The organism is Aeromonas sp. ASNIH5, assembly GCF_002902865.1.
In the GTDB taxonomy this organism is placed as follows: domain Bacteria; phylum Pseudomonadota; class Gammaproteobacteria; order Enterobacterales; family Aeromonadaceae; genus Aeromonas; species Aeromonas caviae.
In genome coordinates, this window is sequence record NZ_CP026122.1 from 4,539,257 (window position 1) to 4,562,988 (window position 23,732).

Annotated in this window: 19 protein-coding genes and 1 pseudogene; 11 read left to right on the forward strand and 9 right to left on the reverse strand. The window is 64.6% G+C overall.

Annotation, left to right across the window (positions count from 1 at the left end):
- Positions 1-276: 276 nt before the first annotated feature.
- From C2U30_RS21425 to C2U30_RS21460, 8 genes and pseudogenes are all read left to right on the forward strand, one after another.
- Entirely contained in the window at positions 277-540 is a 264-nt protein-coding gene (locus C2U30_RS21425; protein WP_010673595.1) for a BufA1 family periplasmic bufferin-type metallophore, read from the forward strand.
- A gap of 59 nt (positions 541-599) precedes the next feature.
- A pseudogene (gene bufB, locus C2U30_RS21430) lies at positions 600-1,441 on the forward strand (MNIO family bufferin maturase).
- A gap of 175 nt (positions 1,442-1,616) precedes the next feature.
- Complete coding sequence (locus C2U30_RS21435; protein ID WP_103244499.1) at positions 1,617-2,369, forward strand: HvfC/BufC N-terminal domain-containing protein; 753 nt, start codon at positions 1,617-1,619, stop codon at positions 2,367-2,369.
- Positions 2,366-2,821, forward strand: a complete 456-nt coding sequence (locus C2U30_RS21440; RefSeq protein ID WP_041213281.1) for a DoxX family protein — start codon at positions 2,366-2,368, stop codon at positions 2,819-2,821. The genes C2U30_RS21435 and C2U30_RS21440 overlap by 4 nt, the downstream gene beginning before the upstream one ends.
- 61 nt (positions 2,822-2,882) lie before the next feature.
- The gene (locus tag C2U30_RS21445; protein ID WP_103244500.1) at positions 2,883-3,347 is read left to right on the forward strand and encodes a GNAT family N-acetyltransferase; all 465 of its coding nucleotides are present in this window, start codon (positions 2,883-2,885) and stop codon (positions 3,345-3,347) included.
- Between the two features lie 202 nt (positions 3,348-3,549).
- A complete protein-coding gene (locus tag C2U30_RS21450; RefSeq protein WP_103244501.1) occupies positions 3,550-4,845 on the forward strand; it encodes a methyl-accepting chemotaxis protein in 1,296 nt (431 codons plus the stop codon).
- Between the two features lie 144 nt (positions 4,846-4,989).
- Positions 4,990-5,547: a DUF3332 domain-containing protein gene (locus C2U30_RS21455; RefSeq protein ID WP_103244502.1), complete on the forward strand. Its 558-nt coding sequence runs from the start codon at positions 4,990-4,992 to the stop codon at positions 5,545-5,547.
- Positions 5,548-5,631: 84 nt separating this feature from the next.
- Complete coding sequence (locus C2U30_RS21460) at positions 5,632-7,005, forward strand: HD-GYP domain-containing protein (RefSeq protein ID WP_103244503.1); 1,374 nt, start codon at positions 5,632-5,634, stop codon at positions 7,003-7,005.
- A 69-nt stretch (positions 7,006-7,074) separates the two neighbouring features.
- On the opposite strand, the gene C2U30_RS21465 is transcribed toward C2U30_RS21460, so the two are convergent.
- The 3 genes from C2U30_RS21465 to mobA all read right to left on the reverse strand — a co-directional run bounded on the left by C2U30_RS21465 (position 7,075) and on the right by mobA (position 9,596).
- On the reverse strand, positions 7,075-8,154 hold the full coding sequence (locus C2U30_RS21465; protein ID WP_045523960.1) for an FUSC family protein: 1,080 nt from the start codon (positions 8,152-8,154) through the stop codon (positions 7,075-7,077).
- A gap of 81 nt (positions 8,155-8,235) precedes the next feature.
- Complete coding sequence (gene mobB, locus C2U30_RS23205) at positions 8,236-8,985, reverse strand: molybdopterin-guanine dinucleotide biosynthesis protein B (protein WP_103244504.1); 750 nt, start codon at positions 8,983-8,985, stop codon at positions 8,236-8,238.
- Complete coding sequence (mobA, locus tag C2U30_RS21475; protein WP_103244505.1) at positions 8,982-9,596, reverse strand: molybdenum cofactor guanylyltransferase MobA; 615 nt, start codon at positions 9,594-9,596, stop codon at positions 8,982-8,984. Before mobA ends, mobB begins: the two co-directional genes overlap by 4 nt.
- 221 nt (positions 9,597-9,817) lie before the next feature.
- Between mobA and C2U30_RS21480 the strand changes: the two genes are divergently transcribed.
- Positions 9,818-11,527 (forward strand): NAD-dependent malic enzyme, encoded by a 1,710-nt coding sequence (locus tag C2U30_RS21480; protein ID WP_103244506.1) that lies wholly within the window; start codon positions 9,818-9,820, stop codon positions 11,525-11,527.
- 117 nt (positions 11,528-11,644) lie between these two features.
- Here the strand turns inward: C2U30_RS21480 and C2U30_RS21485 are convergent, their stop codons facing one another.
- Positions 11,645-12,898, reverse strand: coding sequence for a Hint domain-containing protein (locus C2U30_RS21485; RefSeq protein WP_233721011.1), 1,254 nt, complete (start codon positions 12,896-12,898; stop codon positions 11,645-11,647).
- Positions 12,899-13,215: 317 nt separating this feature from the next.
- Between C2U30_RS21485 and C2U30_RS21490 the strand changes: the two genes are divergently transcribed.
- Both C2U30_RS21490 and C2U30_RS21495 read left to right on the forward strand, forming a co-directional pair.
- A complete protein-coding gene (locus tag C2U30_RS21490) occupies positions 13,216-14,454 on the forward strand; it encodes a uracil-xanthine permease family protein (RefSeq protein ID WP_041213272.1) in 1,239 nt (412 codons plus the stop codon).
- Between the two features lie 144 nt (positions 14,455-14,598).
- Positions 14,599-15,339: a dienelactone hydrolase family protein gene (locus tag C2U30_RS21495; protein ID WP_103244507.1), complete on the forward strand. Its 741-nt coding sequence runs from the start codon at positions 14,599-14,601 to the stop codon at positions 15,337-15,339.
- A gap of 63 nt (positions 15,340-15,402) precedes the next feature.
- Here C2U30_RS21495 and pgl read toward each other — a convergent pair whose 3' ends face one another.
- From pgl to C2U30_RS21520, 5 genes are all read right to left on the reverse strand, one after another.
- Positions 15,403-16,401, reverse strand: coding sequence for a 6-phosphogluconolactonase (pgl, locus tag C2U30_RS21500; protein ID WP_053288263.1), 999 nt, complete (start codon positions 16,399-16,401; stop codon positions 15,403-15,405).
- Positions 16,402-16,458: 57 nt separating this feature from the next.
- Positions 16,459-17,067, reverse strand: a complete 609-nt coding sequence (locus tag C2U30_RS21505) for a LysE family translocator (protein WP_053288264.1) — start codon at positions 17,065-17,067, stop codon at positions 16,459-16,461.
- Between the two features lie 120 nt (positions 17,068-17,187).
- Positions 17,188-20,505, reverse strand: a complete 3,318-nt coding sequence (gene mscK, locus C2U30_RS21510) for a mechanosensitive channel MscK (RefSeq protein WP_053288265.1) — start codon at positions 20,503-20,505, stop codon at positions 17,188-17,190.
- Positions 20,506-20,654: 149 nt separating this feature from the next.
- Complete coding sequence (gene pykF, locus C2U30_RS21515) at positions 20,655-22,067, reverse strand: pyruvate kinase PykF (protein ID WP_010673615.1); 1,413 nt, start codon at positions 22,065-22,067, stop codon at positions 20,655-20,657.
- A 403-nt stretch (positions 22,068-22,470) separates the two neighbouring features.
- On the reverse strand, positions 22,471-23,601 hold the full coding sequence (locus C2U30_RS21520) for a ribosomal protein uL16 3-hydroxylase (protein ID WP_049636809.1): 1,131 nt from the start codon (positions 23,599-23,601) through the stop codon (positions 22,471-22,473).
- Positions 23,602-23,732 lie beyond the last annotated feature (131 nt).

Sequence of the window (23,732 nt, forward strand, 5' to 3'; positions counted from 1 at the left end):
CTCAAGACACTATAGGCCCCTCGGGTGCAAAGCAGACAAGGGGTGGATGGCGAGTGACGGGGTCAATGGCCATGAACACCGTGGGGGAGGCACTCGTCGCCCTGTTTTTTTTATCGTAATTTATTCCATTAAATCATATGGTTACCGCCGCCTTGTTTGTTAATAGCAAGTTAATGCCGTTTTTTGGGAAATCTTTTCCCCCCTCGTCCGGTTCTATTGAACGTAGCCGGATGAGATGCGCCGGAGACATCACTCTCGACAACAAGGAATAGAGACATGAACGTGAAAAAAAGTACTGCCATCGCCTCTGCCATGACGGGTCTGCTGGCCCTGGGTGCCCAGTTCATCGCCGCGCCGGCCATGGCTGCGGATGACAAGGAGAAGTGCTACGGCGTGGTCAAGGCGGGCAAGAACGACTGCGCCACCAAGGGCGGATCCTGCGCCGGCACCGCCAAGATGGATGCCCAGGGGGATGCCTTCGTGGTGGTGCCCAAGGGGCTGTGCGAGAAGCTCGCTGGCGGGTCCCTGCAACCCAAGTAAGCCGCATGCCATGGTGTGGCGCCCGCCACATCATGGCCCTATCTATTGAGAGCCCTGCCATGAACCCCTTGATCGGTATCGGTTTACGCACCCCGCACTACGACGAGATCCGCCACACCCTGCCCGGAGTGGGCTGGCTTGAGGTACACAGCGAAAACTACTTCGAGCGCCACAGCCAGGGCTTCGAGGTGCTGGCGGAGCTTGCGAGGCACTACCCCGTGAGCCTTCACGGAGTCGGCATGTCGCTGGGCTCCGCCGATCCGCTCGATGCCGGGCACCTGCGCCAGCTGGCAGCCCTGGTGGCGGCCATCTCGCCGGTGCGGGTGTCGGAGCACCTGAGCTGGGGCAGCATCGGCGGGCGCTATTTCAACGATCTGCTTCCCATGCCCTACACCCGGGCCGCTCTTTTGCACATGAGCGACAAGATAGATCGGGTGCAGCAGACACTGGGCAGACAACTGCTTGTCGAGAATCCCTCCTCCTACCTGCAACTGGCGGGGGAGATGGGGGAGGCCGAGTTTCTGGCCGAGCTGGCTGGGCGCAGCGGCTGCGGCGTCCTGCTCGATCTCAACAACCTCCATGTGAGCGCGGTCAATCACGGCCTGGAGGTGGACGACTATCTGGCGACTATCGACCTCGACACGGTCGGCGAAATTCACCTGGCCGGTTTTACCGAGAAGCACCTGCCCCAGGGGCCCCTCTATATCGACACCCACAGCTCCCCCGTGGCCGAGCCCGTCTGGGCGCTCTACGAGCAGGTCTGCCAGCAGCGCGCCATCCCCACCCTGATTGAATGGGATCTGGCGATCCCCCCGCTGCCGGTGCTGCTGGGAGAGGCGCAGCGTGCCAGCGAGATCCTGAGCCGGCACAGCAACCATCCAGGGAGGCCGCCCATGTCTGAGCGTGTTTCCCCGCAAGGTACTTTTGCGAGCGGTCTGCTCGGGGAGGCCACTTATGTCTGAGCTTGTTTCCCCGCAAGGTACTTTTGTGAGCGGTCTGCTCGGGGAGGCCACTTATGTCTGAGCTTGTTTCCCCGCAAGGTACTTTTGTGAGCGGTCTGCTCGGGGAGGCCGCCCATGTCTGAGCTTGCTTCCCTGCAACGCGCTTTTGCGAGCGGTCTGCTCGGCCAGGATGATGCCATCCTCGGGCACATCCAGCCGGGACGCTTTGCCCCCGACGCCCTGTTGCAGATATATCGCAACAACTTCATCCTCGGCCTCACCGAGGTGCTCGCCAGCAGCTACCCCGCGGTACGCGCCATGGTTGGCGAGACCTTCTTTGAGGCGGCGGCACGAGGGTTCGTGCTGGCGGCACCTCTGGAGGAGGGGAGCGTCATGGACTACGGGGAGGGCTTTGGCGACTGGCTGGTACGCTTGCCCACCACGGCCGCGTTGCCCTGGCTCGGGGATCTGGCCCGCTTCGAGTGGGGGCTGGAGCGGGTCTCGCTGCTTGCGCCAGAGACGCGGCGCTGGCCTGCCGAGCGGCTTGCCGCCATGACCCCTGAGCACTGGGAGCGGCTGGTGCTGCATCCTGCCTGCGATCTGCAACTCCTGGAGAGCCCCCATCCGGTGCTGGCGCTCTGGCAGATGGCCCTGCACGGCGGTGAGACGGTCAGGGAGCTGGATGCAGTCTGCTCCCTGGCACTCAAGAAACGCCCCGGACACCGGGTCGACCCCATTCCCCTGGATGCCGCCGCCTGGCGTCTGCTGCAAGGCTGCCTGCAGGGCAGGCCGTTGGCCAGCCTGCTGGCTCAGGATCCCGCCATGGCCGAACACCTGGCCCCCCTCATCACCCTCGACCTGCTGGTCGATCTGGAGCTTGCCCCATGACAACGCAAACCCTTGCCAGGCCCCTTGGCCCCCTTGTTGAACGCATCTTGCCCTGGTGCAGCGGTGGCCTGTTGCTGCTTGCCAGGCTCTGGGTCGCCACCATTTTTCTGCGATCCGGCTGGCTCAAGTTAACGGCCTGGGACAGCACCCTCTATCTGTTCGAGTTCGAATATCAGGTGCCCCTGCTGCCCTGGCAGTGGGCGGCCTATGCGGGCACGGCGACCGAGCTGTTGCTGCCCCTCTTCCTGCTGGCGGGCCTCTTCACCCGTCCGGTCGCCTTGCTGCTGTTTGGCTTCAACGCCATGGCGGTCATCTCCTACCCGGCCCTCTGGGCGGGAGGCTTTCACGATCACCAGTTGTGGGGCTGGATGCTGCTGACCCTGGCCGTGTGGGGGGCGGGCCCCCTGGGGCTCGACAGCTGGCGCCTTGCCCGTCGCTCGCCTCCGGCGTAAGGTGGCCGCACACGAGCCCTGCCTGACTGACGGGGCGGGACAGGAATGCAAAGGAGAAGAGATGAAGGTTCGCGAGGCCCTGGCGGCCGATATTCCCGCCCTGACGACACTGCGCATGGCGCTCTTTTGTGAGGTGGGGGAACTTGCCCGGCCCGATGAGGATCCGGTTCTCAGGGAGGCGACGCAGGCCTACTTCATTCAGGCGCAGGAAGAGGGCAGCGCCCGTAGCTGGGTGGTGGAGGAGGAGGGCGAGGTGGTGGCGTGCGCCACCCTGGCACTCTTCGTGCGCCCGCCCTACCCGGGCAATCTGGCGGGGCGGGAAGGGTACCTGCTCAACATCTACACCCGGCCGGCCTGGCGCAGACGGGGAATGGCGAACGCCCTGCTGGTGGCCATGGTGGCGTATGCCCGCGAGCAGCAACTGGGCAAGCTGTGGCTCCATGCCAGCACTGATGGGCGCGCTATCTACGAACGGTTCGGCTTTGCCGGCAATCCCGCCTGCCTCGAGTGCGTACCTGCCCGTTAGCCTCCTCTTTTTCTGCACCGGATTGATCCTCTTTCACAAGGGCTGCGTATTGGGAGCCCTTGGCGGCATCGCCGCTTTTCTATACACTGCGCGCCCCATTCGTTTCAGTCGTCCGACCACTTATGTCGGCGCTGGCGGTGCCGATACCCTCTGTGGGTGAGGCCGTGGTGCCCATGGGGATGGTCAACGAGGAAGAAGTGTCATGTTCAATCAGAAGCTCAAAGCGCAGTTGCAGGCATGCCAGACCCGGCTCGACGAGGAGCAGGGCATCATAGAGGCGATCAAGGCGGGCGCCGCCACCGTCATCTTCAGCCCGGAGGGGATCATCCAGGAGGCGAGCCCCCCTTTCCTGGCCCTGATGGGATATGGTGCCGCCGAACTGATTGGGCAGCCCCACAGCCAGTTCTGTCCAAGGGCCTGGGGGGAGTCCGGTGACTATCGCCAGTTCTGGCGCCGCCTGGCCCAGGGGGAGGTGCAGTCAGGCACCTTCGAGCGCGTGAACCGGCAGGGGGAGACGCGCTGGCTGGAGGCGACCTATTTCCCGGTGAAGCACCAGGGCCGGGTGACCCGGGTACTCAAGATTGCCAGCGACGTCACCGAACAGCACCAGCGGCTTGGGCGGCTCGAGGCGCTGACCGAGGCGCTGGACCGCTCCCGGGCCATGATCGAGTTCACCCCGAACGGCGACATTATCCATGCCAATGCCAACTTCCTGAGCGTCATGGGTTACACCCTGGGGGAGATCGCGGGCAGGCACCACAGGATCTTCTGTGACGAAACCTTCCTGCGCGAGCAGCCCCGTTTCTGGGAGGAGCTGGCCCGGGGCCAGTTCAAATCCGGCCTCTTCATGCGCCACGACAGCCGGGGGCAGGCCGTCTGGCTGGAGGCGACCTACAACCCCATCCGGGATGGCAGCGGCAAGGTGGTGCGGGTGGTGAAGTTCGCCAGCGACATCACCGCGCGCATCGAGCAGAACCACGCCACCCGGGAGGCGGCCCGCCTGGCCCACAGCACCGCTCAGGAGACCCTGCACCGCGCAGAGGAGGGGGCGGGCCTGCTGCGCGCCGTGGTGCAGACCTCTTCCCTCATCGCCTCCCAGGTGGATGAGGCCATCGCCCTCATCGGCCAGCTCAACGAGCAGTCCAGAAGCATCGAGGCCATCGTCTCGACCATCAGCGCCATCGCCGATCAGACCAATCTGCTGGCCCTGAACGCCGCCATCGAGGCGGCGCGGGCGGGGGAGCAGGGGCGCGGGTTTGCGGTGGTGGCGGACGAGGTGCGCCAGCTGGCCGCCCGCACGTCGCTCTCTACCGACGAGATCGCCAAGGTGGTGCAGAAGAACCGCGAGCTGACCGCCAGGGTGACCGACGACATGGCCGGGGTGGCGGGCAGCGCCGAACTCGGCAAGCAGCAGATCGCCGGCGTGGACAAGCTGATGAGCGAGATCCACCAGGAGGCGGACAGGGTCTCCCAGACGGTGTCGGCCCTCTCCATCTGAGGGGCTGACCGCAAGATTGCCAACAGAGTGAGCGATCGGACGGCCAGGCTGAACCCTGGCTGTATGACGCCCCCCTTCGTCATTGTGCCGCCCGGCCCCCTTGTTTAGGCTGCCGCCTCCTTTTTATTGAGCAGGTAGACAACAATGGCAGTACGACAGAGAGGCAGGGCACTGGCCCTGCTGCTGGGAATGGGGGCGAGCCTGGGGCTCGGTGGTTGCATGGGTCAGATGGGCCTCTCTTCCATGGTGACCAAGGGCAACCTCAGCGTGGTGGACAACCGCTACGGCCGTGCCGGCGTCTTCGTGCTGCTCTCCCCCGTCTATGGCCTGGCGGCCACGGCGGATCTCTTCGTGTTCAACACCATCGAATTCTGGTCCGGCAAGAACCCCATCACCGGCAAGGCGCCCGCCCTGGTGGATCAGAAGAGCGATGCGATCATCAAGGTGAACCAGCACCTGGATCCTGCCCTCAACCAGGTGCCGCTGGCCCTGCTGCCCCAAGGGGTGCGCGAGGTACAGGTGAGCTACCCGGACGAGCGCACCGCCCAGATGGAGATCCACTACATCGATGGTCAGCGCAGCCTGATGCGGGGAGAGATGCGCGGGGAGCGACTGGATCTCTATCTGGACGACAGACTGGTCTCGACCCTGAGCCGCGAGCAGCGCGATGCGGCGGCAAGTCGGGGAGCGGTGCAGGTATAATTTGTCGCGCCCCTGATCCTTTACTCCCAACAAATGCTATACATGCCTGCGGGCAAGTACGCCCCGATGTAGAGGGAGTGGGCTATGACGGTAAACGGGTTGCGTTTGGCAGAGCTGATTGGTTCTCTCAGCCATGCCCTGGACATGACGGAAGGGCAGCCGAGAGGCCATTGCATCCGCTGTTGCTGGATAGGCTCTCGTCTGGGGGAGCAACTGGGACTGGATGCCCGGCAGCGCCACGACCTCTACTACACCCTGTTGCTCAAGGATCTGGGGTGCAGCAGCAATGCCGCCCGCATCTGCGAGCTCTATCTCACCGACGATCTTCACTTCAAGCGCGACTTCAAGCTGGTGGATGGCTCCCTCTCCGAGGTGGTCAACTTCGTGCTGGGCCACACCGGCTTGCAGGCGGATCTGCTGGGCCGTTTCCGCAGCCTGTTCCACATCTTTCGCAACGGGGATCAGATAGCCAACGAGCTGATCCTGACCCGCTGCCACCGGGGGGCGGACATCGCCCGCCAGTTGCGTTTCAGCGACGAGGTGGCCCAGGGGATCCTCTCCCTGGATGAGCACTGGAGCGGCAAAGGGCGGCCGCAACAACTGGCGGGAGAGGCCATCCCGCTCTTCTCCCGCATCGCCCTGCTCTGTCAGGTGGTGGACGTGTTTCACGCCGCCGCCGGACCGGACGCGGCGATGAGGGAGCTGCGCGAGCGCAGCGGCAACTGGTTTGATCCCGCCCTGGTCAGGGCCTTCGAGGCGCTGGCAGACGAGGCCTTCTGGCAGGGGCTGGCGGATCCCGCGTTGGCGGAGCGGGTCTTCGCCCACCCGGCGGGGCAGGGGGAGGTGGCGCTGGATGAGGATTATCTGGACGAGATAGCGGCGGCCTTCGGCCAGGTGGTGGACTCCAAGAGCCCCTATACCGCGGGGCACAGCGGCAGGGTGGCGCTCTATACCGACATCCTCGCCGCCCAGATGGGGATGTCCGAGGCGCGGCGACGCTGGCTCAAGCGGGGTGCCCTGCTCCACGATGTGGGCAAGCTCGGGGTGAGCAACGCCATCCTCGACAAGCCGGGCAAGCTTGACGAGCAGGAGTGGGCGGCGGTGCAGATGCATGCCGCCTACACCGAGGAGATCCTGAGCCGCATCGGCGCCTTCGAGGAGCTGGCCCTGGTGGCTGGCGCCCACCATGAGCGACTCGACGGCAAGGGCTACCCCAAGGGGCTCAAGGGGGAGGCGATCACCCTGGAGACGCGCATCATCACCACCGCCGACATCTTCGATGCCATCACCGCCAAGCGCCCCTATCGGGATGCCATCCCGGTACCGCGGGCCCTGGAGATGATGGCGGAAAACCTGGGCACGGCCATCGACCCCGACTGCTTTGCCGCCCTGAAGGCGGGGATAGAGGACTTCTCCCTCTACCTCACTCCGGAGCAGCCCCTGGCTCGTGCAAGCTAAGGCGCGAGCCCGAGACAAACAAGCCCCGCATCGGCGGGGCTTTTTTGTGGGCGGTTGCAGGCGGCGCGATCAGGGGCGGGCCGAGGGCTTGGCATAGGGTTGCAGCACCAGCCCCAGCAGGCGATGGAGGTGGGCGAGCTGCTCGATGAGATGGAGATTGAGCCAGAGGTAGCCGCCAAGGGTGGGGTCGTGTCCCTGGCCTGGCGCCTGGCTTGCGTCCCCATCGAGCCTGGCGGCGGCCTCTTGCAGGCGGCCGATGGCCTGGTCGGCCGCCGTGGTATCGCCGCTCTTGAGCATGAGGGCGAGTTCGGTGAGCACTGACTCCGTCGCCTGCTGGCAGGCGCGAAGCCCCGGGTGGCTCTGCATCAGGAAGTGGCTCTGGCGATCCCGCCAGTAGGTGTTGGCCAGCATCTCCAGGGTGCAGACGCTGTTGCGAAGGGTGGTCTGGGTCGCCTCGAACAGCGGGCTGCCAAGGCGGGTCTCCTTGACCGCCGGGGCCAGCAGGGGGCGCAGGCTGACTATTTTGGCGAGCAGGCGGGCATGGCTTCGGGTGAGCTTGGGGCGCTCCAGCACGTTGGGGGAGAGGTGGGTGTGGTAGAGCCGCCCGGCCTGCTGCAGGGTGTCGTGCATCTGCAGACGCCAGTGGGTATAGGCCCGCTGGGGGTAGATGCTGCAAAACAGCAGGGCTAGGACCGACCCCAGGATGACGTCGCCGCTGCGCCAGAGCGCGGTCTCGATGTCCCCGGGTACCCCGCCGACGATGACCCCCAGGGTGATGCCGATGAGCAGCCCCACATAGGGGCGCTTGCCGAGCGCCAGGTAGCCGCACAGGAACATGATGGCGCAGCACCAGGCCAGCATGAGAGGCAGGGAGTAGAGCTCCAGATAGAGGGCCACCACCCCGCAGGCGGCACCAAAGACGGTGCCCACCACCCGTTGCAGGGCGCGCGACAGCACGTTGCCCCAGAACGAGATGGGGCCCATCACCACCACCAGGGTGATGAGGGGCCAGGTGCTCTCCGGCAGCTTGAGCTCCCGGGTCAGCAGGAAGGTGAGGGTGAAGGCCAGGGCGATGCGCAGGCCGTGGACCAGGCGGTAGCGGCCATAGATGAGCAGATCGAAGCGGGAGAGCGGGGCATTGAGGCGCAAGGGCGTTCTCTTATCTCGGGTCAGGGTTGTGAGGATAGCAAGGGGGACGGCATTCGCCTTGACCTGCGTCGTTTCTCCGGTTCATACGGGCGCACCTGTCGGCAGGCGCACCATGACCCGCTCGCCGGGGGGAAGGGCCGCGCTACCCGGCGCCCGTTCGATGTGGCAGTTGGCACTGTCGTGGCCCCCATCCACCGGGCGCACCAGCAGGGTGCCCGCCTCGTCCTGACTGAGCAAGCCGGGCACAACGCCCTGCTCTGCCGATGGGGGCAGGGCCGCCAGCAGCCGGGCGCAGAGGCGAAGGGGCGGTGGGGCCTGACGGGGTTCGTGCGGGGGCAACCGGGCGCAGATGAAGTCGGCGATGGCCTCCAGATCCTCGAAGGGGAACCGGGGCAGGGTCGTGGCCTGGGGGGCGTCGCTCACGAGGGCGACGATGTCAGGATCATCGGGGAAGAGCAGGGGCCGGCCGATGGCGGCGCGATACAGCTCCACCTTGGGAAAGCGCCTGTGCTTGAACCCCTCGACCAACAGCAGATCCAGGGCGCTCGTATCGAAGCGGGCCAGCAGCGTCTCGAAGGGGGGCTCCCCCTCCGGGGTCTCCCGGATCAGAGCGTGGCGCCGGTCGGAGGCCGCCATCACCTGGGTGGCGCCCGCCTGGCGCAGGCGGTGGCTGTCCTTGCCGGGTTGGTCCATGTCAAAGGCGTGATGGGTGTGCTTGAGCACCCCGAGGCGCAGACCGCGCGCCACCAGGCGCGGGATGAGGCGCTCCAGCAGGGTGGTCTTGCCGGTGCCGCTCCAGGCGACGAAGCCGAGCAGGGGCAGGGGGCTCATGGCGCGCCCCCTTCCCGCAGCCTCGCCTCCCAGGCGGCGAGTTCGGCCGGGCTGTTGAGGTTGACGAAGGCGTCGGGCAGATCGGCAAAGGGCACCACCGCCATCCGGTGGCGGGCAAACCAGGCCCCGGTCTTGCGCTCCCCGTCCGCCAGCGCCTGTTGCAGGGAGGGGCGCAGGGTGCGATGCAGCAGGGCGACCACGGGCTGGAGGTGCTCCCCGTCGTGGGCCACCACCAGATCGGTGTCCGGGGTGATGGCGGCGCGAAAGCGGGTCATCAGATCAAGGGGCAGGGCGGGGCCGTCACAGGGAACGAACAGCACCCAGTCGTGACGGGCCGCCGTCAGCCCCGCCAGCATGCCGGCCAGCGGCCCCTGGAAGTCGGCCTGCGCGTCCCCGATGACGGGGGCAAGCTGCCGGTAGCGAGCCTGGCTGCGGTTGGCGTTGATCAGCACCTCGTCCACCTGGGGGCGCAGGCGGGTCAGCACGTGCTGGATCAGGGGAGTGCCCGCGAGGGGCACCCAGCCCTTGTCATCGCCCCCCATGCGGGTGGCGCGACCGCCCGCGAGGATGACGCCGCTGACGAGAAAAGCGGGGGAAGAGGAAAGGGTCATGGTGCTCCGTTGCTCGCAAAGGGATGCCCACAGGGGCGTGTCGGGATCTTGCGCCAAGGCGGGCGCGTGAGCAACCTTCGGCTGCCCCGGCAAAGGCGCCTTTGGCCGCAGGGTTTGTCCAAGCTCACAAAACCGGATCGGCAAACGTCATATGATCCCCAGCATTCTGAGCCTTGCTCTCCTGCCTGATGGCAACTTCATGTAAATCAAAGAGAATGACTATGGCTACCGGACAATATCTGCTGTGGAAAGATGCACAGGGTCACGATTTTCGCCCCGTTGCGCTGACGGGCACCAATCTGCTCAACGATCGCAACCTCAACAAGGGCACCGCCTTCACCGAACAGGAGCGGGCCGATTTTGAGCTGGGCGGCCTCTTGCCGCCCCAGGTGCAGACTTTCGAAGCCCAGCTGGAGCGGGTTTATGAGGCCTTCCTGAGCGCCTGCAGCGACATCGAGAAGTACCAGAACCTGCGAGCCTTGCAGGATCGCAACGAAACCCTGTTCTACGCCCTCCTGTCCCGCCACGTGGAGGAGATGACTCCCTACATCTACACCCCGACCGTGGGCAAGGCGTGCCAGGAGTTCAGCCACCGCTTCCAGAAGCCGCGCGGCCTCTACATCACCCCGAAGAACGTCGAGGACATGGGCTCTCTCGCCCGCCACATGGATGCCAAGGCGGTGCGCATCATCGTCGTGACCGACAGCCAGGGGATCCTCGGCATCGGCGATCAGGGGGTGGGGGGTATGGGCATTCCCATCGGCAAGCTCGCCCTCTATACCCTGGGGGCGGGCATCCACCCCGCCTGCTGCCTGCCCATCGCGCTGGACGTGGGCACCGACAACCAGGCGCTGCTGGATGACCCCATGTACCTGGGGCAGCCCCACAGGCGCATTCGCGGCAAGGAGTACGACGACTTCATCGACAAGTTCGTGGCCGGGGTCAAGCGCCACTTCCCCAACGCCGTGCTGCAGTGGGAGGACTTCAGCAAGTCCAACGCCTTCAACAACCTGGCCCGCTACCAGCAGGCGCTGCCGTCGTTCAATGACGACATCCAGGGCACCGGGGCCGTGGTGCTGGCGGGTATCATTGGGGCTGTCAAATCCAAGGGGGAAACCCTGGGCCAGCAGCACTACCTGGTCTACGGGGCCGGGGCTGGCGGGGTCGGGGTGGCGGATCAGATCTGCGCGGGGATGATCCGCGAGGGGCTGGATCCGCAGGCGGCGCGGGATCGCATCTACATCCTGGATACCCAGGGGCTGGTGTGTGACAACCGCGAGGGGCTGGATGAGTACAAGCGCCGCTACGCCAAGCCGGGCCTCTTGCTGGCCCAGTGGGATCTGCAGGGCAAGGCGGGGCTGACCGAGGTGCTGCGCCACGTGCCCATCACAGTGCTGCTCGGCACCAGCGGCGCCGGTGGCGCCTTCCAGGAGGAGCACATCCAGCTGATGCTGACCCACTGCGATCGCCCCATGGTGTTCCCCCTCTCCAACCCCACCGCCAACTGCGAGGCCCTGCCGGAAGACATCTTCCGCTGGAGCCAGGGGCGCGCCATCGTCGCCACCGGCAGCCCGTTCAAGGACGTGCACCATGAGGGGCAGGATTATCGCATCGGTCAGGGCAACAACGTCTTCATCTTCCCCGGGGTGGGGCTGGCGGCCATCGTCAGCCAGATCCGCGAGATAAGCCCGGACATCTTCACCACCGCCGCCTTTGCGCTGGCGGAGTGCGTGAGCGAGGCGGATCTCGCCCGGGGCACCGTCTACCCGAGGATCAGCGAGCTGCGCAACATCTCGGTGCACGTGGCGACCGCGGTGCTCAAGGATATCGTGCGCCGGGATCCCTCCCATCCGCTCATCGGTCAGGATCTGCAAGAGCACATCCTGAGCCATATGTGGGAGCCGGTCTACCTGCCCTATCGCCGGGTCTGAGGTGCGACCTGCCCGCATGTGTCGCGGGCATGACGATGCCATAGAAAAAGAGAAGGTGGCCCAGGCCACCCTCTCTGTTTTCCGCCCTGCTGTGTGTGCGGGGCAGGACGCTGCCACCTATTGAGCGGGCGGGGGCACCAGGCGGTCATCGACGCTGCCGTCGCCCCGAAGCTTGTTGTCACTGGCATCGACGGCGTCCACACCGTTGTCGTCCACGCTGCCATCGCCTCGAAGCTTGTTGCCACTGGCATCGACGGCGTCCACGCCGTTGTCATCCACGCTGCCGTCCCCTCTAAGCTTGTTGCCATTGGCATCGACGGCATCCACACCGTTGTCATCCACGCTGCCATCGCCCCGAAGCTTGTTGCCATTGGCGTCGACGGCGTCCACACCGTTGTCGTCCACGCTGCCATCGCCTCGAAGCTTGTTGCCATTGGCGTCGACGGCGTCCACACCGTTGCCGTCCACCCGGCCACCGGCATGACGCTCCCCGCCTGCATGCTTGTCGCCACCGCCGTGGCGATCGCCGCCAGCGTGCTGGTCGCCACCGGCATGTTCGCCCTGACCACGGTCATCGCCGCCGTGGCCGCTGTCGTCCCCGCCATTGTTTCCGTTATGGCTACTATCGCCTCCATTTCCGCTATTGTTTCCACTGTGGCTACTATTGCCCCCACCGCTGCTGTTGCTGCCTCCGCCGCTGCTGTTGCTGCCTCCGCCGCCGCTGTTGCCGCCTCCGCTACCACTGTTGCCGCCGCCATCCCCCCCTTTGTTGTGCACGATCAGCCCATTGGCCACATAGCTGTGGCTGCCATCGAGGATCAGGTTGAACAGCGCCGTGGCGGGCGGGGCATCAACCCAGGAGAGGGAGGCCACCGGCAGTTCGACAGGGTGCGGCGCCAGCGCCAGGTTGCCCGCGCTGCCCCTCTCTGACCAACCCAGCAGGTGCATGCCGGTAAAGAGCGGCAGCACGGCGAGGGCCGGGTTTTCGGTGCGGGTCATGGCCGGTGCGATGGCCGCCCAGCCCCGGGTGGTGAGGAAGGGGTGCTCGGCGGTAAAGAAGGGGGGCAGATGATTGAGCCCGTAGAGCCTGCGCGCCCCCAGCGCCACCCGCTCGATGGCCTGGATTCGGTTGCTCTGCCCGTGCCTGTCCCGCACCCGATCGCCGACCCGCAGGGTCTCGATGGGGCGTTCGCAGCCATCGGCCATCAGGATGCGGGTACCGGCAATGAAACAGGATTTGGCATGGGCCTGGTTTACCTGCCACTGGTGGTGGTCGAAGTCATAGCTCAGCGGGGTGGCGAACAGGGCCAGGGCGATGGCCGAGCCCAGCAGCAGCCGGCGCTGGCTGGGTTTGAACGAGGGCAGTGACATGGGGAACTCCTTGTCGGTGTGGGGTCACGCCTTCGAGTATAGAGAGGGGGTTGGGGCGATATCTGCGTCGACCAGTTGAAAGCCTTGTCATGTCAACTCGCCGGAAAAACGATTGGCGTTGGCCATAAAAGTGCGTAAAATCGCATCCTCGATGCTTGTAGCAGCGAATCCCGCCTAAAAAGCCAGTTTCATGCCCTCCCCAAGCAGTGAAAGGCAACAAATGACGCCATTTGGTCCGTTGGCTGCCTTGAAAACGTCTTGTGATGACTGAAAAGTGTCAAATATCCCTGTCAGTTATCAAAAAATTAAGGATACCCATGTTTTCCTTGGTCAAGCAAAGCGTCGCCGGGCTGCAAATTCTGTTTGTCGCCTTCGGTGCCATGGTGCTGGTGCCCCTGCTCACCGGTCTGAACCCCTCCATGGCCCTGCTTGGCGCCGGTGTAGGCACCCTGCTGTTCCAGCTCTGCACCCGTCGTCAGGTGCCGATCTTCCTCGGCTCCAGCTTCGCCTTCATCGCCCCCATCATCTATGCCACCCAGACCTGGGGCCTGCCCTCCACCATGTTCGGTCTGTTTGCCGCGGGCTTCATGTATTTCATCCTGGCGGCCATCATCCGCGCTCGTGGCATGGGCTTCGTGCACAAGCTGCTGCCCCCCGTGGTCATCGGTCCCGTCATCATGGTGATCGGCCTGTCGGTGGCTCAGGTAGCCTGCAACATGGCCATGGGCCGTGCCGGCGGTGAGCAGGTTGTGCCTGCCACCACGGCGCTGACTTTGGCGGGGATCTCGCTGGCGGTCACCCTGATTGCCGCCGTGTTCTGCAAGGGCTGGATCAAGCTCATCCCCATCCTGTGCGGTGTCATCGCCGGTTATGTCTCTGCCGTGCTGATGGGCCAGGTGAGTTTCGACGGCATGGTCAACGCCCCCTGGCTGGCGCTGCCCCACTTCGAAACCCCGGAGATCAACTGGGCCGCGGCCCTCTTCATGCTGCCGGTGGCCATCGCCCCCTGCATCGAGCACATCGGCGGCGTGCTGGCCATCGGCGGGGTGACCGGCAAGGACTACACCAAGGATCCGGGCCTGCACCGCACCCTGGCCGGTGACGGCATCGGCGTCTGCTTCGCCGGTTTCATCGGTGGTCCCCCCGTCACCACCTATGCGGAAGTGACCGGTGCCGTGATGATCACCCGCAACTTCAACCCGGTCACCATGACCTGGGCGGCGGTGTTCGCCATCATTCTGGCCTTCTTCGGGAAGTTCAACGCCCTGCTCACCTCCATCCCCATGCCGGTGATGGGCGGCATCATGCTGCTGCTGTTCGGATCCATCGCCGCCATCGGTCTCAAGACCCTGGTGGAGTCCAAGGTGGATCTGGGGCTGTCCCGCAACATCGCCATCGTGGCGGTGACCCTGACCGTGGGTGTCGGTGCCCTGGAGATGAAGATCGGTGACTTCGCCCTGGCGGGTGTGGGGCTGGCCTCGGTGGCGGCCATCCTGCTGAACCTCATCCTGCCCCAGCACTCTGAAACGGGTGCCATGGAGAGCGCCAAGGATTAAGCGCCTGGCTTGCTGTACGTTGAGATGATGAAAAAGAGGCCACCTTCGGGTGGCCTCTCTTTTTTTGCCTGCCTACCACTGAACCCGGGCTCCCATGTGAAGCGGCTACACTCAGGGGCACCATTGACGGGAGAGGACGAAAGGATGAAGAGGGCATGGATCCTGGCCCTGCTGGGGCTGATGGGGAGCGGTGCGGCCGAGGCCGGTGCGGTGCGCTACGAGGTCGAAGGCAAGCCGTTCGAGGGCTATTACCTGGCGGGTGCCGACAAGCAGGCCCCTCTGGTGGTGCTGGTGCACGACTGGGACGGGCTCAACGGTTACGAGATCAAGCGGGCCGAGATGCTGGTGGCCCTGGGCTACAGTGTCTTTGCCGTAGATTTGTTCGGTGCCGGGGTCAGGCCGAGCACGGTGGAAGACAAGAAGCGCCTCACCGGGGCCCTCTATCAGGACAGGACCAGGATGCGCACCCTGCTGCAAGGGGGATTGGCGGAGGCGGGCAGGCAGGGGGGGCGGCTCGACAATGCGGTGGCCCTCGGTTACTGCTTCGGCGGCGCCGCCGTACTGGAGCTGGCCCGCAGCGGGGCGGATCTCAAGGGGGTGGTGAGCGTACACGGCGGGCTGGAGACCCCGGCCGGGCAGGACTACAAAGAGGTGAAGGGACAGTTGCTTGTCCAGCACGGCAGCGCCGACGAGGCGGTCTCTCTGGGTCAATTTGCGGCGCTGGTGGCCGAGCTGGAGAGCGCCGGGGTGAAGCACGAGGCGACCAGCTACAGCGGTGCCCCCCACGCGTTCAGCGTCTTTGGCTCGGACAACTACCGCGCCGATGCCGATGCCAAGTCCTGGCAGCGTTTCACCGGTTTCCTGAAGGAGGTGACCGGCTCCTGAGGGGGCCGGCTCACGCAGGCCATGGCAGTGCCATGGCTCTTTTTATGCCCGTTTTTCGCCATCTCAGGGGAGGGCGAGCACCCTCACCCACATGGCCCCCTTGCCCACCTCGCTCCGTGGGCTCGGGGTGAGCTGGCCGCTTTCGGGGTCGATGGCATGCAGTGCCACCTCATGGGATTGCTGCCCGGTCGCGATGAGCCAGTGGCCGCTGTGGTCGATGGCAAAGCCCCGGGGACAGGCCTCGGTCGGGAAGTGGCCGAGGGGGGTGAGGGCGCCATCTTGGGGGGAGACGCCGAACAGGGTGAGCAGGCTGCTGGCCCGTTCGCTGGTGTAGAGAAAACGTCCATCCGGGGTCAGGTGCAGGTCGGCGCCCCAGCGCTCCCCCTCATAGCCTGGGGGCAGCATGTCCAGGCTCTCGCGCGCCACTATCTGTCCGTCCGCCTCCCTGTGGTAGCGATTGAGGGTGGCATCGAGTTCGTTGAGGCAATAGAGATCGCCGTTGTCCGGGTGCAGGGCCAGATGGCGGGGCCCGGCGCCGGGGGCGGTGTGAATGTCCCCCAAGGGATGGGGAACCAGCTTCTCGTCCACCAGGGCATAGCGGCGCACCCTGTCCTCCTTCAGGCAGGCCACCAGCAGCTCCTGCTCCCCGTTTTGCCCCGCAAGCCAGGTGACCGAGTGGGCCGCCATCAGGTGGTCGAGACGCTGGTGAGGGGGCTGCATCCGGCCCGCCTGATCCTGGCGGGAGACGGTGACGTGGTTGAAGGCGTAGGAGGCGGCAAAGAAGAGGCGGCCGCTGTCGTCCGTGCAGGTGTGGGAGGCGCTGCCGAGCAGCGGCGCCGAGGTCGGGGCCCCGAGCCGCCCATCGGCGGCGATGGGGAAACTCAGCACCCGAAAATCGGGGCGCACCCCCGCATGGAGCCAGCGCCGGTCGGGGCTGATGACCAGGGGCTGCACCTCGCCGCCGGTCTGCACTTCCTGCAGCGGGGCGAGGGTGCCTGCTTCGAGGCGAAACACATGGATCAACCCGCTCACCGGGTTGGCCACATAGACCACTTGTTGCATTGCATCTCCTTTGCGACGGCCATCCGTCGGGTCAAGGGAAAGGGGAGTCCCGGCGTCTCAGGCGGGGATCAGGATCTCGCGAATGACGGGCACCACTGACAGTACCAGCAGGGCCGCCATCACCTGGTTGAAGCGGCGACGGGCAAGATCGTTTGCCAGCCAGCGCTTGAGCAGGGAACCGCACAGGAGCCAGAGTCCGACGCAGGGGAAAGAGACGATGAAGAAGGTCAGGGCGATGACGAGGTGCTGCTCAAAGGGGTCGCTCCCCGCGCTGGTGAAGGCGGCGATGGCGCCGGTGGCGACCACCCAGGCCTTGGCATTGACCCACTGGAACAGGGCACCCTTGAAAAAGCCGAACGGGTGGGTCCCGTTGCTGTCAGCCATCCCGTCCGTCGGGCGGGCGATGAGCCAGGCAAGATAGAGCAGATAGAGGGTGCCCGCGCACTTGATGAACATGTGGAGTTCGGGGAAGCGGGTAAAGAGCTGGCCAAAGCCCAGCCCCACCAGCAACAGCATCAGGGTAAAGCCGACGCAGATCCCCATGAGCAGGGGCAGGCTCTTGCGTATCCCGACGCTGGCGCCGGCGCTCATCACCATGATGTTGTTGGGGCCGGGGGTGACCGATGCCGAGATGGCAAAGAGCACCACGGCGTAGAGAGAGTCCATTGGGTTCCTCGTGCAGACAGTCCGTTGTCTTCCCTATATTGGGGGCGATCTGCGCTTTCCAAGGCGGGGGGCGGGCAGAAAAAAACAGGCCCCGTGACGGGGCCTGTGAAGTGGGCGGGATCAGACGGGCTGGTTCCCTGCCGGCGGCAGCGCCGGGCGGGATTCCACCTTCTGTTCGTCTCCCTGCATGTTCTTGATGTAGACGTCCATCTGGTTGAACGCGATCTCGATGCCATGCTCGCGGAACAGCACGTCGATGCGGCGGTTCAGCTCGTCGATGGCCGGGTTGCGATCCCCCAGCTCGCTCACGAAGAAGCGCAGCTCGTGATCCAGGGTGCTGGGCCCGAAGGTGAGGAAGTAGACGATGGGGGCCGGGTCTTTCAGCACCCGGCTGTTCTCCATGGCGGCCTGCATCAACAGCTTGCGGGTCAGATCCAGATCCGAGCCATAGGCCACCCCGACCCGTGCGATGACCCGGGTGACGGTGTCGGACAGGGACCAGTTGATGAGCCGCTCTATCATCAGCTGCTGGTTCGGGATGATCACCTCCTTGCGGTCGAAGTCGGTGAGGGTGGTGGAGCGGATCCTGATCTTGTTGACCGTGCCCGAGATGGTGCCGATGGTGACGGTGTCGCCGATCCGCACCGGGCGCTCGAACAGGATGATGATGCCCGAGATGAAGTTGGAGACGATCTGCTGCATGCCGAAACCGATACCGACCGAGAGACCGGCGGCCAGCCACTGCAGCTTCTCCCACTGGACCCCCAGCATGGCCAGCGCCGTCAGGCTGCCCACCCCGATCAGGGCGTAGTTGAGCATGGTGGTGAAGGCGTAGGCCGTGCCCTGGGCGAGGCGCAGCTTGGAGAGCACCAGCACCTCCAGCAGGCCCGGCAGGTTGCGGGCCAGCGACAGAGCCGCACCAAACACGAACAGGCCGGTCAGCACGTCGCTCAGGCTGATGGGATAGAGCACGGCGTTGGCTCCGGTCCCCTCGCTCTTGTGCCACAGCACCACGCTGTCGAGGTAGGTGAAGACCGCCACCAGATCAGACCAGAGCCAGTAGAAGGCGACGCCGAACACCAGCAGCAGCATGATGCGGGTCAGACGCAGGGACTGCTGGCTGACCTCTTCCAGATCCATGGGCTGCTCTTCGATGGCTTCGCCCCCTTCCGCATCCTCCTGGGTCTTGTGTTCCCGCTTGGCGACCGCGCGGCGATAGGCCAGACGACGGGCCGCTAGCTCAAGACCACGCAGGGCGGTGCGATAGACCAGACCCCAGATGATGATGAGGTAGAAGGACTCGATGAGCCTGCCGGTGAGTTTCAGGGCCGTGTAGTAGTAGCCAAGGGCTGCCAGCACCATCAGGGCCACCGGCGCCAGCGCCAGGGCGACGGCGGTCAGGGTCTGCAACATGCTCGCCTCGCCCTTGATGCGGGCGCGGGAGATGGGCAGCACCAGGTAGGCGGTCAGCCCCAGCAGCAGCATGGTCATGCCCTGGCCGATGACGTCGTTGCCAAGGGAGGAGGGCTCCACCACCGCCTTGGTCGACAGCATGATGAGGGGCAGCAGGGGCAGCCAGAGGTAGCGCATGCTGTTGCGCTTGGCCTGCAGCTCGTCCCGCGGCATGCGGAAGTGGGTCTCGCCGATGCCCCCCGGTCGCATCACCGACAGGTAGACGCTGAACACCAGGTAGCCGAGGGCCAGGTTCAGGGTGATCTGGAAGATGAGTCTCGGGCTCAGCAGACCGCAATAGGCGAGCAGCAGGCCGGCGGCCAGGATGAAGAGGGTGCCCGGCAGGCGTTGCAGCACGGTGAACAGCAGCGCACGGGGGGTGTGCCACTGGCTGTCCTGACGAAAACGTCCCAGATCCTTGACGATCTTCTTCTGGCGCTCGAGCAGGGTGCCGCGCTTCCACAGCAGCAGGCCACCCACCAGCAGCAGCGGCAGGGAGAGCAGGGAGACCGCCAGTAGCATGTCGCCCCAGCCGCTCCAGTCCGGTTTCAGCACCCAGTCGGAGGCCTGCTTGAAGGCCTGGGCCGGCCAGGTGATGAACCACTTGGCATCGATGGGCTTGTTGCTGCTCACCCAGAAGATGTGCTGCTGCAGGGTGAACTCGATGGAGGCATAGACCCGGGTCAGCTGCTGCTGGGTCAGTTGCAGGCTGATGGCGTTGGTGAGCTGGGCATCCATCTGGCGGTTGAGCTGATCCAGCAGGCCGATGCGGGTGTCGATGAGCTTGGCAAGGCTGGCCCTGTCTTCGTCGCTCACCGTCTCGCCGCTGCTGGCGATGAGGTTGTCCAGATACTGGTTCTTCTGGAACAGCTGGTCACGCTGCTGGCTCAGTTCGAACTGGGCCAGGTGCAGGTCGGCGATCTGCTCCTCCAGGTTCTTCACCAGGGTGGAGGGGGCCGCTTCCAGTTGCTGGTAGAGCTGATAGAGGATGCGCGAGAGCAGCAGGTTGCCCTTGAGCATCTGCACCTGTTCATTGAGGTTGCGCTCGGTCTGGGTGCCGCGCTCCAGCATGCTCTTCGCCTGCAGGTTCTTCTGGGCCAGGGTGTTGAGGCTGTTGGTGGAGCTGATGAGTTGCTGGCTGAGCTGGTAGTTGAGCTCCTGCTCTTTTTGCACCAGGGGGTTGTCCTCGGCGGCCACCAGTTCGCCGGTCTCTTCGGCGGTCTTCTCGGTGTCCCCCAGGCGCTTGGCGCTGCTCTGCTCCTGCAATGCCTGCAGTTTCTGCTCTTCACTGGCGAGACGGGCACTCTGGTAGTCCCGTTGCTTGACCACCAGATCCTGCATGCTGGTGCGGTTGTCCAGCTCCTTTTGCAGGTTGGCCAGTTGCAGATCCAGCAGGGCCAGCTCGGCATTAAGCTTCATCTTCTCGGCGCTGCTCACCCCGTCCCCGGCGTTGAGGCGGGTGCGGATCTCCTGGCTGCGCTGATAGGCGCGGCTCATGCTGGCCTGGGCCCGCTCCGGCAGGGTCTGCAGGTTGGTGATCTGGCTGCCGATGGTGCCAAGGGCCTCCTGGGCCGCCTGCATGTTGGCCATGATCTCGGGTTGGCGGGCATCGAGCTCCGCCAGGCTCATGGTGGCGTATTCGCTCTTGAGCTGCTCCGGGCTCTTGCCCTGGGTCAGGGCGTCGAGCTTGGCGCCGATCTCCTTGAGCTCTGCCGGCAGGGTGCGCAGGCGTTCGCTCTGGGTTTTGGCCTTGCTCTTCTCCTTGTCGATGCTGTCGAGGAGGGAGAGGGTGTCAGTCAGGAACTTCTGGTCCGCCTGCTGGCTGGCCGTGGGGGTGTCCGATTTGCCGAGGGCGTCGAGCGCCCGCTGCACGGTGGCGCGCTGGGGCAGATCCTGCGCCAGGGTGCTCGGGGTCCAGAAGGTGATGAGTAAACAGAGCAGCGGCAGCAGGGTGGCCGAGGCTCTTTTGAAGCGTGTTGAGAGCATAAAGCGTCCGGGTGATTATGCGATGTTCGGGGGATTTTCCACCAGGGTAAAATCCGCGTGGATTCTAGCACCGGCGCAAGAGGGGCAGCAGGGGGAGAGATAAAAAAAAACGGCGCCCGCAGGCGCCGCTTTCATCGGTTCAGGACTGATTACAGTACGTGAACGGAGGCGGTGTTGGTGGTACCGCTCGGTACCAGGGCACCGGAGACCATGACAACCACGTCACCCTTCACGCCCATGCCGATTTCCAGCGCGGCTTCTTTGCCGATGCGATAGAAGTCGTCGGTGGAGGCGATGGAGTCAACCACGTGAGCAACCACACCCTTGGTCAGCACCAGCTGGGCAGCGGTCTTCTTGTTGGTGGTGATGGCCAGGATCCAGGCTTTCGGGAAGTATTTGCGAATGGCCTTGGCAGACTTGCCGCCTTCGGTGGCAACCACGATCAGCGGGGCGTCCAGCTTCTCGGAGGTCTCTACCGCGCCTTTGCAGACCGCTTCGGTGATGCGCAGCTTGTTGCTGTCGTTGGCAGCAGACAGGTTGGACGGCATCACGGCATCGGTACGCTCGCAGATGGTGGCCATGATGGTCACGGCTTCCAGCGGGTACTTGCCCTTGGCGGACTCACCGGACAGCATGACTGCGTCGGTACCGTCCAGGATTGCGTTGGCCACGTCGCCGGCTTCGGCGCGGGTCGGACGCGGGTTCTTGATCATGGAGTCCAGCATCTGGGTGGCGGTGATGACCACTTTGCGCGCTTTGTTGCACTTCTCGATGATCATCTTCTGGGCGAAGATCACTTCTTCCACCGGGATCTCGACACCCATGTCGCCACGGGCAACCATGATGCCGTCGGAGACAGCCAGGATCTCGTCGAAGTTGTCCAGGCCTTCCTGGTTTTCGATCTTGGAGATGATCTGGATGTTCTCGCCGCCGTGGGCTTTCAGGTGCTCACGGATTTCCAGCACGTCTTCTTTCTTGCGAATGAAGGAGGCAGCAACGAAATCAACGCCTTGCTCGCAACCGAAGATGAGGTCGCGCTTGTCTTTTTCGGCCAGGGCCGGCAGCTTGATGGAGACGCCCGGCAGGTTGATGCCCTTGTTCTCGCCCAGGTCACCGTTGTTGAGCACTTTACAGATCACTTCGCGCTCGGTGATTTCGATGACGTCCAGGCCAATCAGGCCGTCGTCAACCAGGATGCGGTTGCCGACGCGCAGGTCGCTGGCAAAACCGGCATAGGTGACGGCGACTTTGTCTTTGTTGCCCACCACGGTCTGGTCGGTGGTGAAGGTGAAGGTCTGGCCGGCGACCAGGGAGACGTCGTTGCCGCCTTCGAGCTTGATGGTGCGGATTTCCGGACCCTTGGTGTCCAGCAGGATGGCTGCGTGCTTGCCGGTTTCGGCCATGACAGCGCGCAGGTTGCTGATGCGACCACCGTGTTCGGCGTAGTCGCCGTGGGAGAAGTTCAGGCGCATGACGTTCATGCCGGCATCCAGCATCTTGCCCAGCATTTCTTTGGATTCGGTCTTGGGACCGATGGTGCAGACGATTTTGGTCTTTTTCATGTCAGTCTTCATGGTTAAGGAATTTCCGCCGTGCAATATACACCAGTTTTTGGATACTTTTTATGATCCAGAAACAACGTTTTGAGCGAAAACGGCCTCAATTTGAAAGATAACGTTTTCGCTCACAGCTCATTTTAGGGGCTAAAATAATTGATTTTCCGCAACTGAGGCCATTTGGTTCCCATTTCTGGCCCCGCATCCTGCCCGATCCCATGTTGTTAAATGACAAACAACAGGGCCCCCTTGCCGGGGCGATCCGGCCCGATGCCGTTGGCCGTCATCCAGTGTAGTCACTCCCTCCCGTGGCGTCAGGGCGAAGCAGCGCAAGGCAGGAGCCGGTTGGCCTACAGCGGAAAAAAACGCGCCCCTCCCGGCACGCCGGGAGGGGCGGCAGCCCTCTGGATCAGCCGAAGAACCAGTAGCCGCGGTTGACCAGCCGGGTCAGCAGTTGCAGGAAGCCCGCCTGATCGGCCAGTTCCACCAGCGCGTCCTGGGTGATGATGTCCTTGTCGCACAGGAGCGCGATGGCGGCCGGATCCTCGCTTGGCAGGGTCCAGGCTTCGCCGTCGATGTAGCAGGTGCGGCTCTCGCCGCTGAACCAGACGCTGCGCAACCCCGGCACCTTGATGGCGGGCTCCCCCTGGCTCAGCAGGTCGGCCACCTCGTCGGCGCTGTAGTCCGGCTCCACCGGATTGACGTCCAGATCGTGCTTGGCCTCGGAGATCATGGTGCCGAACCACTCCTTGAACAGGGTCTCGTCGTCGAGGGCCTGTTGCATCAGCTCCCGCAGGCGGTGCAGCTCGTGGGGCTGGATCTCCCCGTGGCGGGCGCGGGGCTGGAGGTCCGGGTCGCCGTAACGTTCGGTGCGGATCTCGTTGTCGATCAGGTGATCGGCAAAGGAGGAGACAAGGGCCTTGGCGTCCGGTGCGCGGAAACCCACCGAGAAGTTCAGGGAGGGCTCGATGGCGTAGCCCTCGTGGGGGAATCCAGGCGGGATGTAGAGGATATCGCCCGGCTCCATGATGACGTCGATGATCGCCTCGAACGGCTCGCAGTGCAGCAGGGCCGCGTGGGCGGCGAACTCGTTCAAGGGCTTGGCATCGCCGACCCGCCAGTGACGCTTGCCCTGACCCTGGGTGATGAAGACGTCGTAGTTGTCGATGTGGGGGCCGACACCGCCGTGAGGGGTGGAGAAGCTCACCATCACATCGTCAAAGCGCCAGCCCGGGATGAACTGGAAGGGCACCGCCAGCTCGTGCACCTCGGGTACCCAGTGGTTGCACGCCTGCACCAGCACGGTCCAGTTCTCTTCCCCCAGGTGATCGTAGGATTCGAAGGGGCCGTGGGCCGCCTCCCACTGGTTGTTGAAGCGGGTGACCAGGCGCGATTCGATCACCTCCTCCATGGCCAGACCCGCCAGTTCGTCCGGGCTGATGGGATCCTGAAAGTCGGTGAAACCGCCCTTGATGAGGAGCGGGCGCTTCTGCCAGTAGTGCTCGAGGAAGTGAGCGATATCCAGATTGAGTTGGTACATGGTGCTTCTCGTATCTTGTGAGAGGGCTTGCCCAAGGCGGGCTTGGGCAAGGGCTCTGAAATGGCCCGATAGAGGGTGATCATATCAAATGGGCCAAAATCAACGGGGGCCCTGCCGTCATGACAGAGCCC

Bases quoted from the DNA above. Each gene is read 5' to 3' on its own strand.
- C2U30_RS21480 (WP_103244506.1), top strand. From the start codon at position 9,818: ATGGCTACCGGACAATATCTGCTGTGGAAAGATGCACAGGGTCACGAT.
- C2U30_RS21460 (WP_103244503.1), top strand. From the start codon at position 5,632: ATGACGGTAAACGGGTTGCGTTTGGCAGAGCTGATTGGTTCTCTCAGC.
- C2U30_RS21435 (WP_103244499.1), top strand. From the start codon at position 1,617: ATGTCTGAGCTTGCTTCCCTGCAACGCGCTTTTGCGAGCGGTCTGCTC.
- C2U30_RS21450 (WP_103244501.1), top strand. From the start codon at position 3,550: ATGTTCAATCAGAAGCTCAAAGCGCAGTTGCAGGCATGCCAGACCCGG.
- pgl (WP_053288263.1), bottom strand. From the start codon at position 16,401: ATGCAACAAGTGGTCTATGTGGCCAACCCGGTGAGCGGGTTGATCCAT.
- C2U30_RS21520 (WP_049636809.1), bottom strand. From the start codon at position 23,601: ATGTACCAACTCAATCTGGATATCGCTCACTTCCTCGAGCACTACTGG.
- C2U30_RS21425 (WP_010673595.1), top strand. From the start codon at position 277: ATGAACGTGAAAAAAAGTACTGCCATCGCCTCTGCCATGACGGGTCTG.
- C2U30_RS21440 (WP_041213281.1), top strand. From the start codon at position 2,366: ATGACAACGCAAACCCTTGCCAGGCCCCTTGGCCCCCTTGTTGAACGC.
- C2U30_RS21490 (WP_041213272.1), top strand. From the start codon at position 13,216: ATGTTTTCCTTGGTCAAGCAAAGCGTCGCCGGGCTGCAAATTCTGTTT.
- C2U30_RS21445 (WP_103244500.1), top strand. From the start codon at position 2,883: ATGAAGGTTCGCGAGGCCCTGGCGGCCGATATTCCCGCCCTGACGACA.
- mobA (WP_103244505.1), bottom strand. From the start codon at position 9,596: ATGACCCTTTCCTCTTCCCCCGCTTTTCTCGTCAGCGGCGTCATCCTC.
- C2U30_RS21455 (WP_103244502.1), top strand. From the start codon at position 4,990: ATGGCAGTACGACAGAGAGGCAGGGCACTGGCCCTGCTGCTGGGAATG.
- mobB (WP_103244504.1), bottom strand. From the start codon at position 8,985: ATGAGCCCCCTGCCCCTGCTCGGCTTCGTCGCCTGGAGCGGCACCGGC.
- C2U30_RS21505 (WP_053288264.1), bottom strand. From the start codon at position 17,067: ATGGACTCTCTCTACGCCGTGGTGCTCTTTGCCATCTCGGCATCGGTC.
- pykF (WP_010673615.1), bottom strand. From the start codon at position 22,067: ATGAAAAAGACCAAAATCGTCTGCACCATCGGTCCCAAGACCGAATCC.
- mscK (WP_053288265.1), bottom strand. From the start codon at position 20,505: ATGCTCTCAACACGCTTCAAAAGAGCCTCGGCCACCCTGCTGCCGCTG.
- C2U30_RS21495 (WP_103244507.1), top strand. From the start codon at position 14,599: ATGAAGAGGGCATGGATCCTGGCCCTGCTGGGGCTGATGGGGAGCGGT.
- C2U30_RS21485 (WP_233721011.1), bottom strand. From the start codon at position 12,898: ATGTCACTGCCCTCGTTCAAACCCAGCCAGCGCCGGCTGCTGCTGGGC.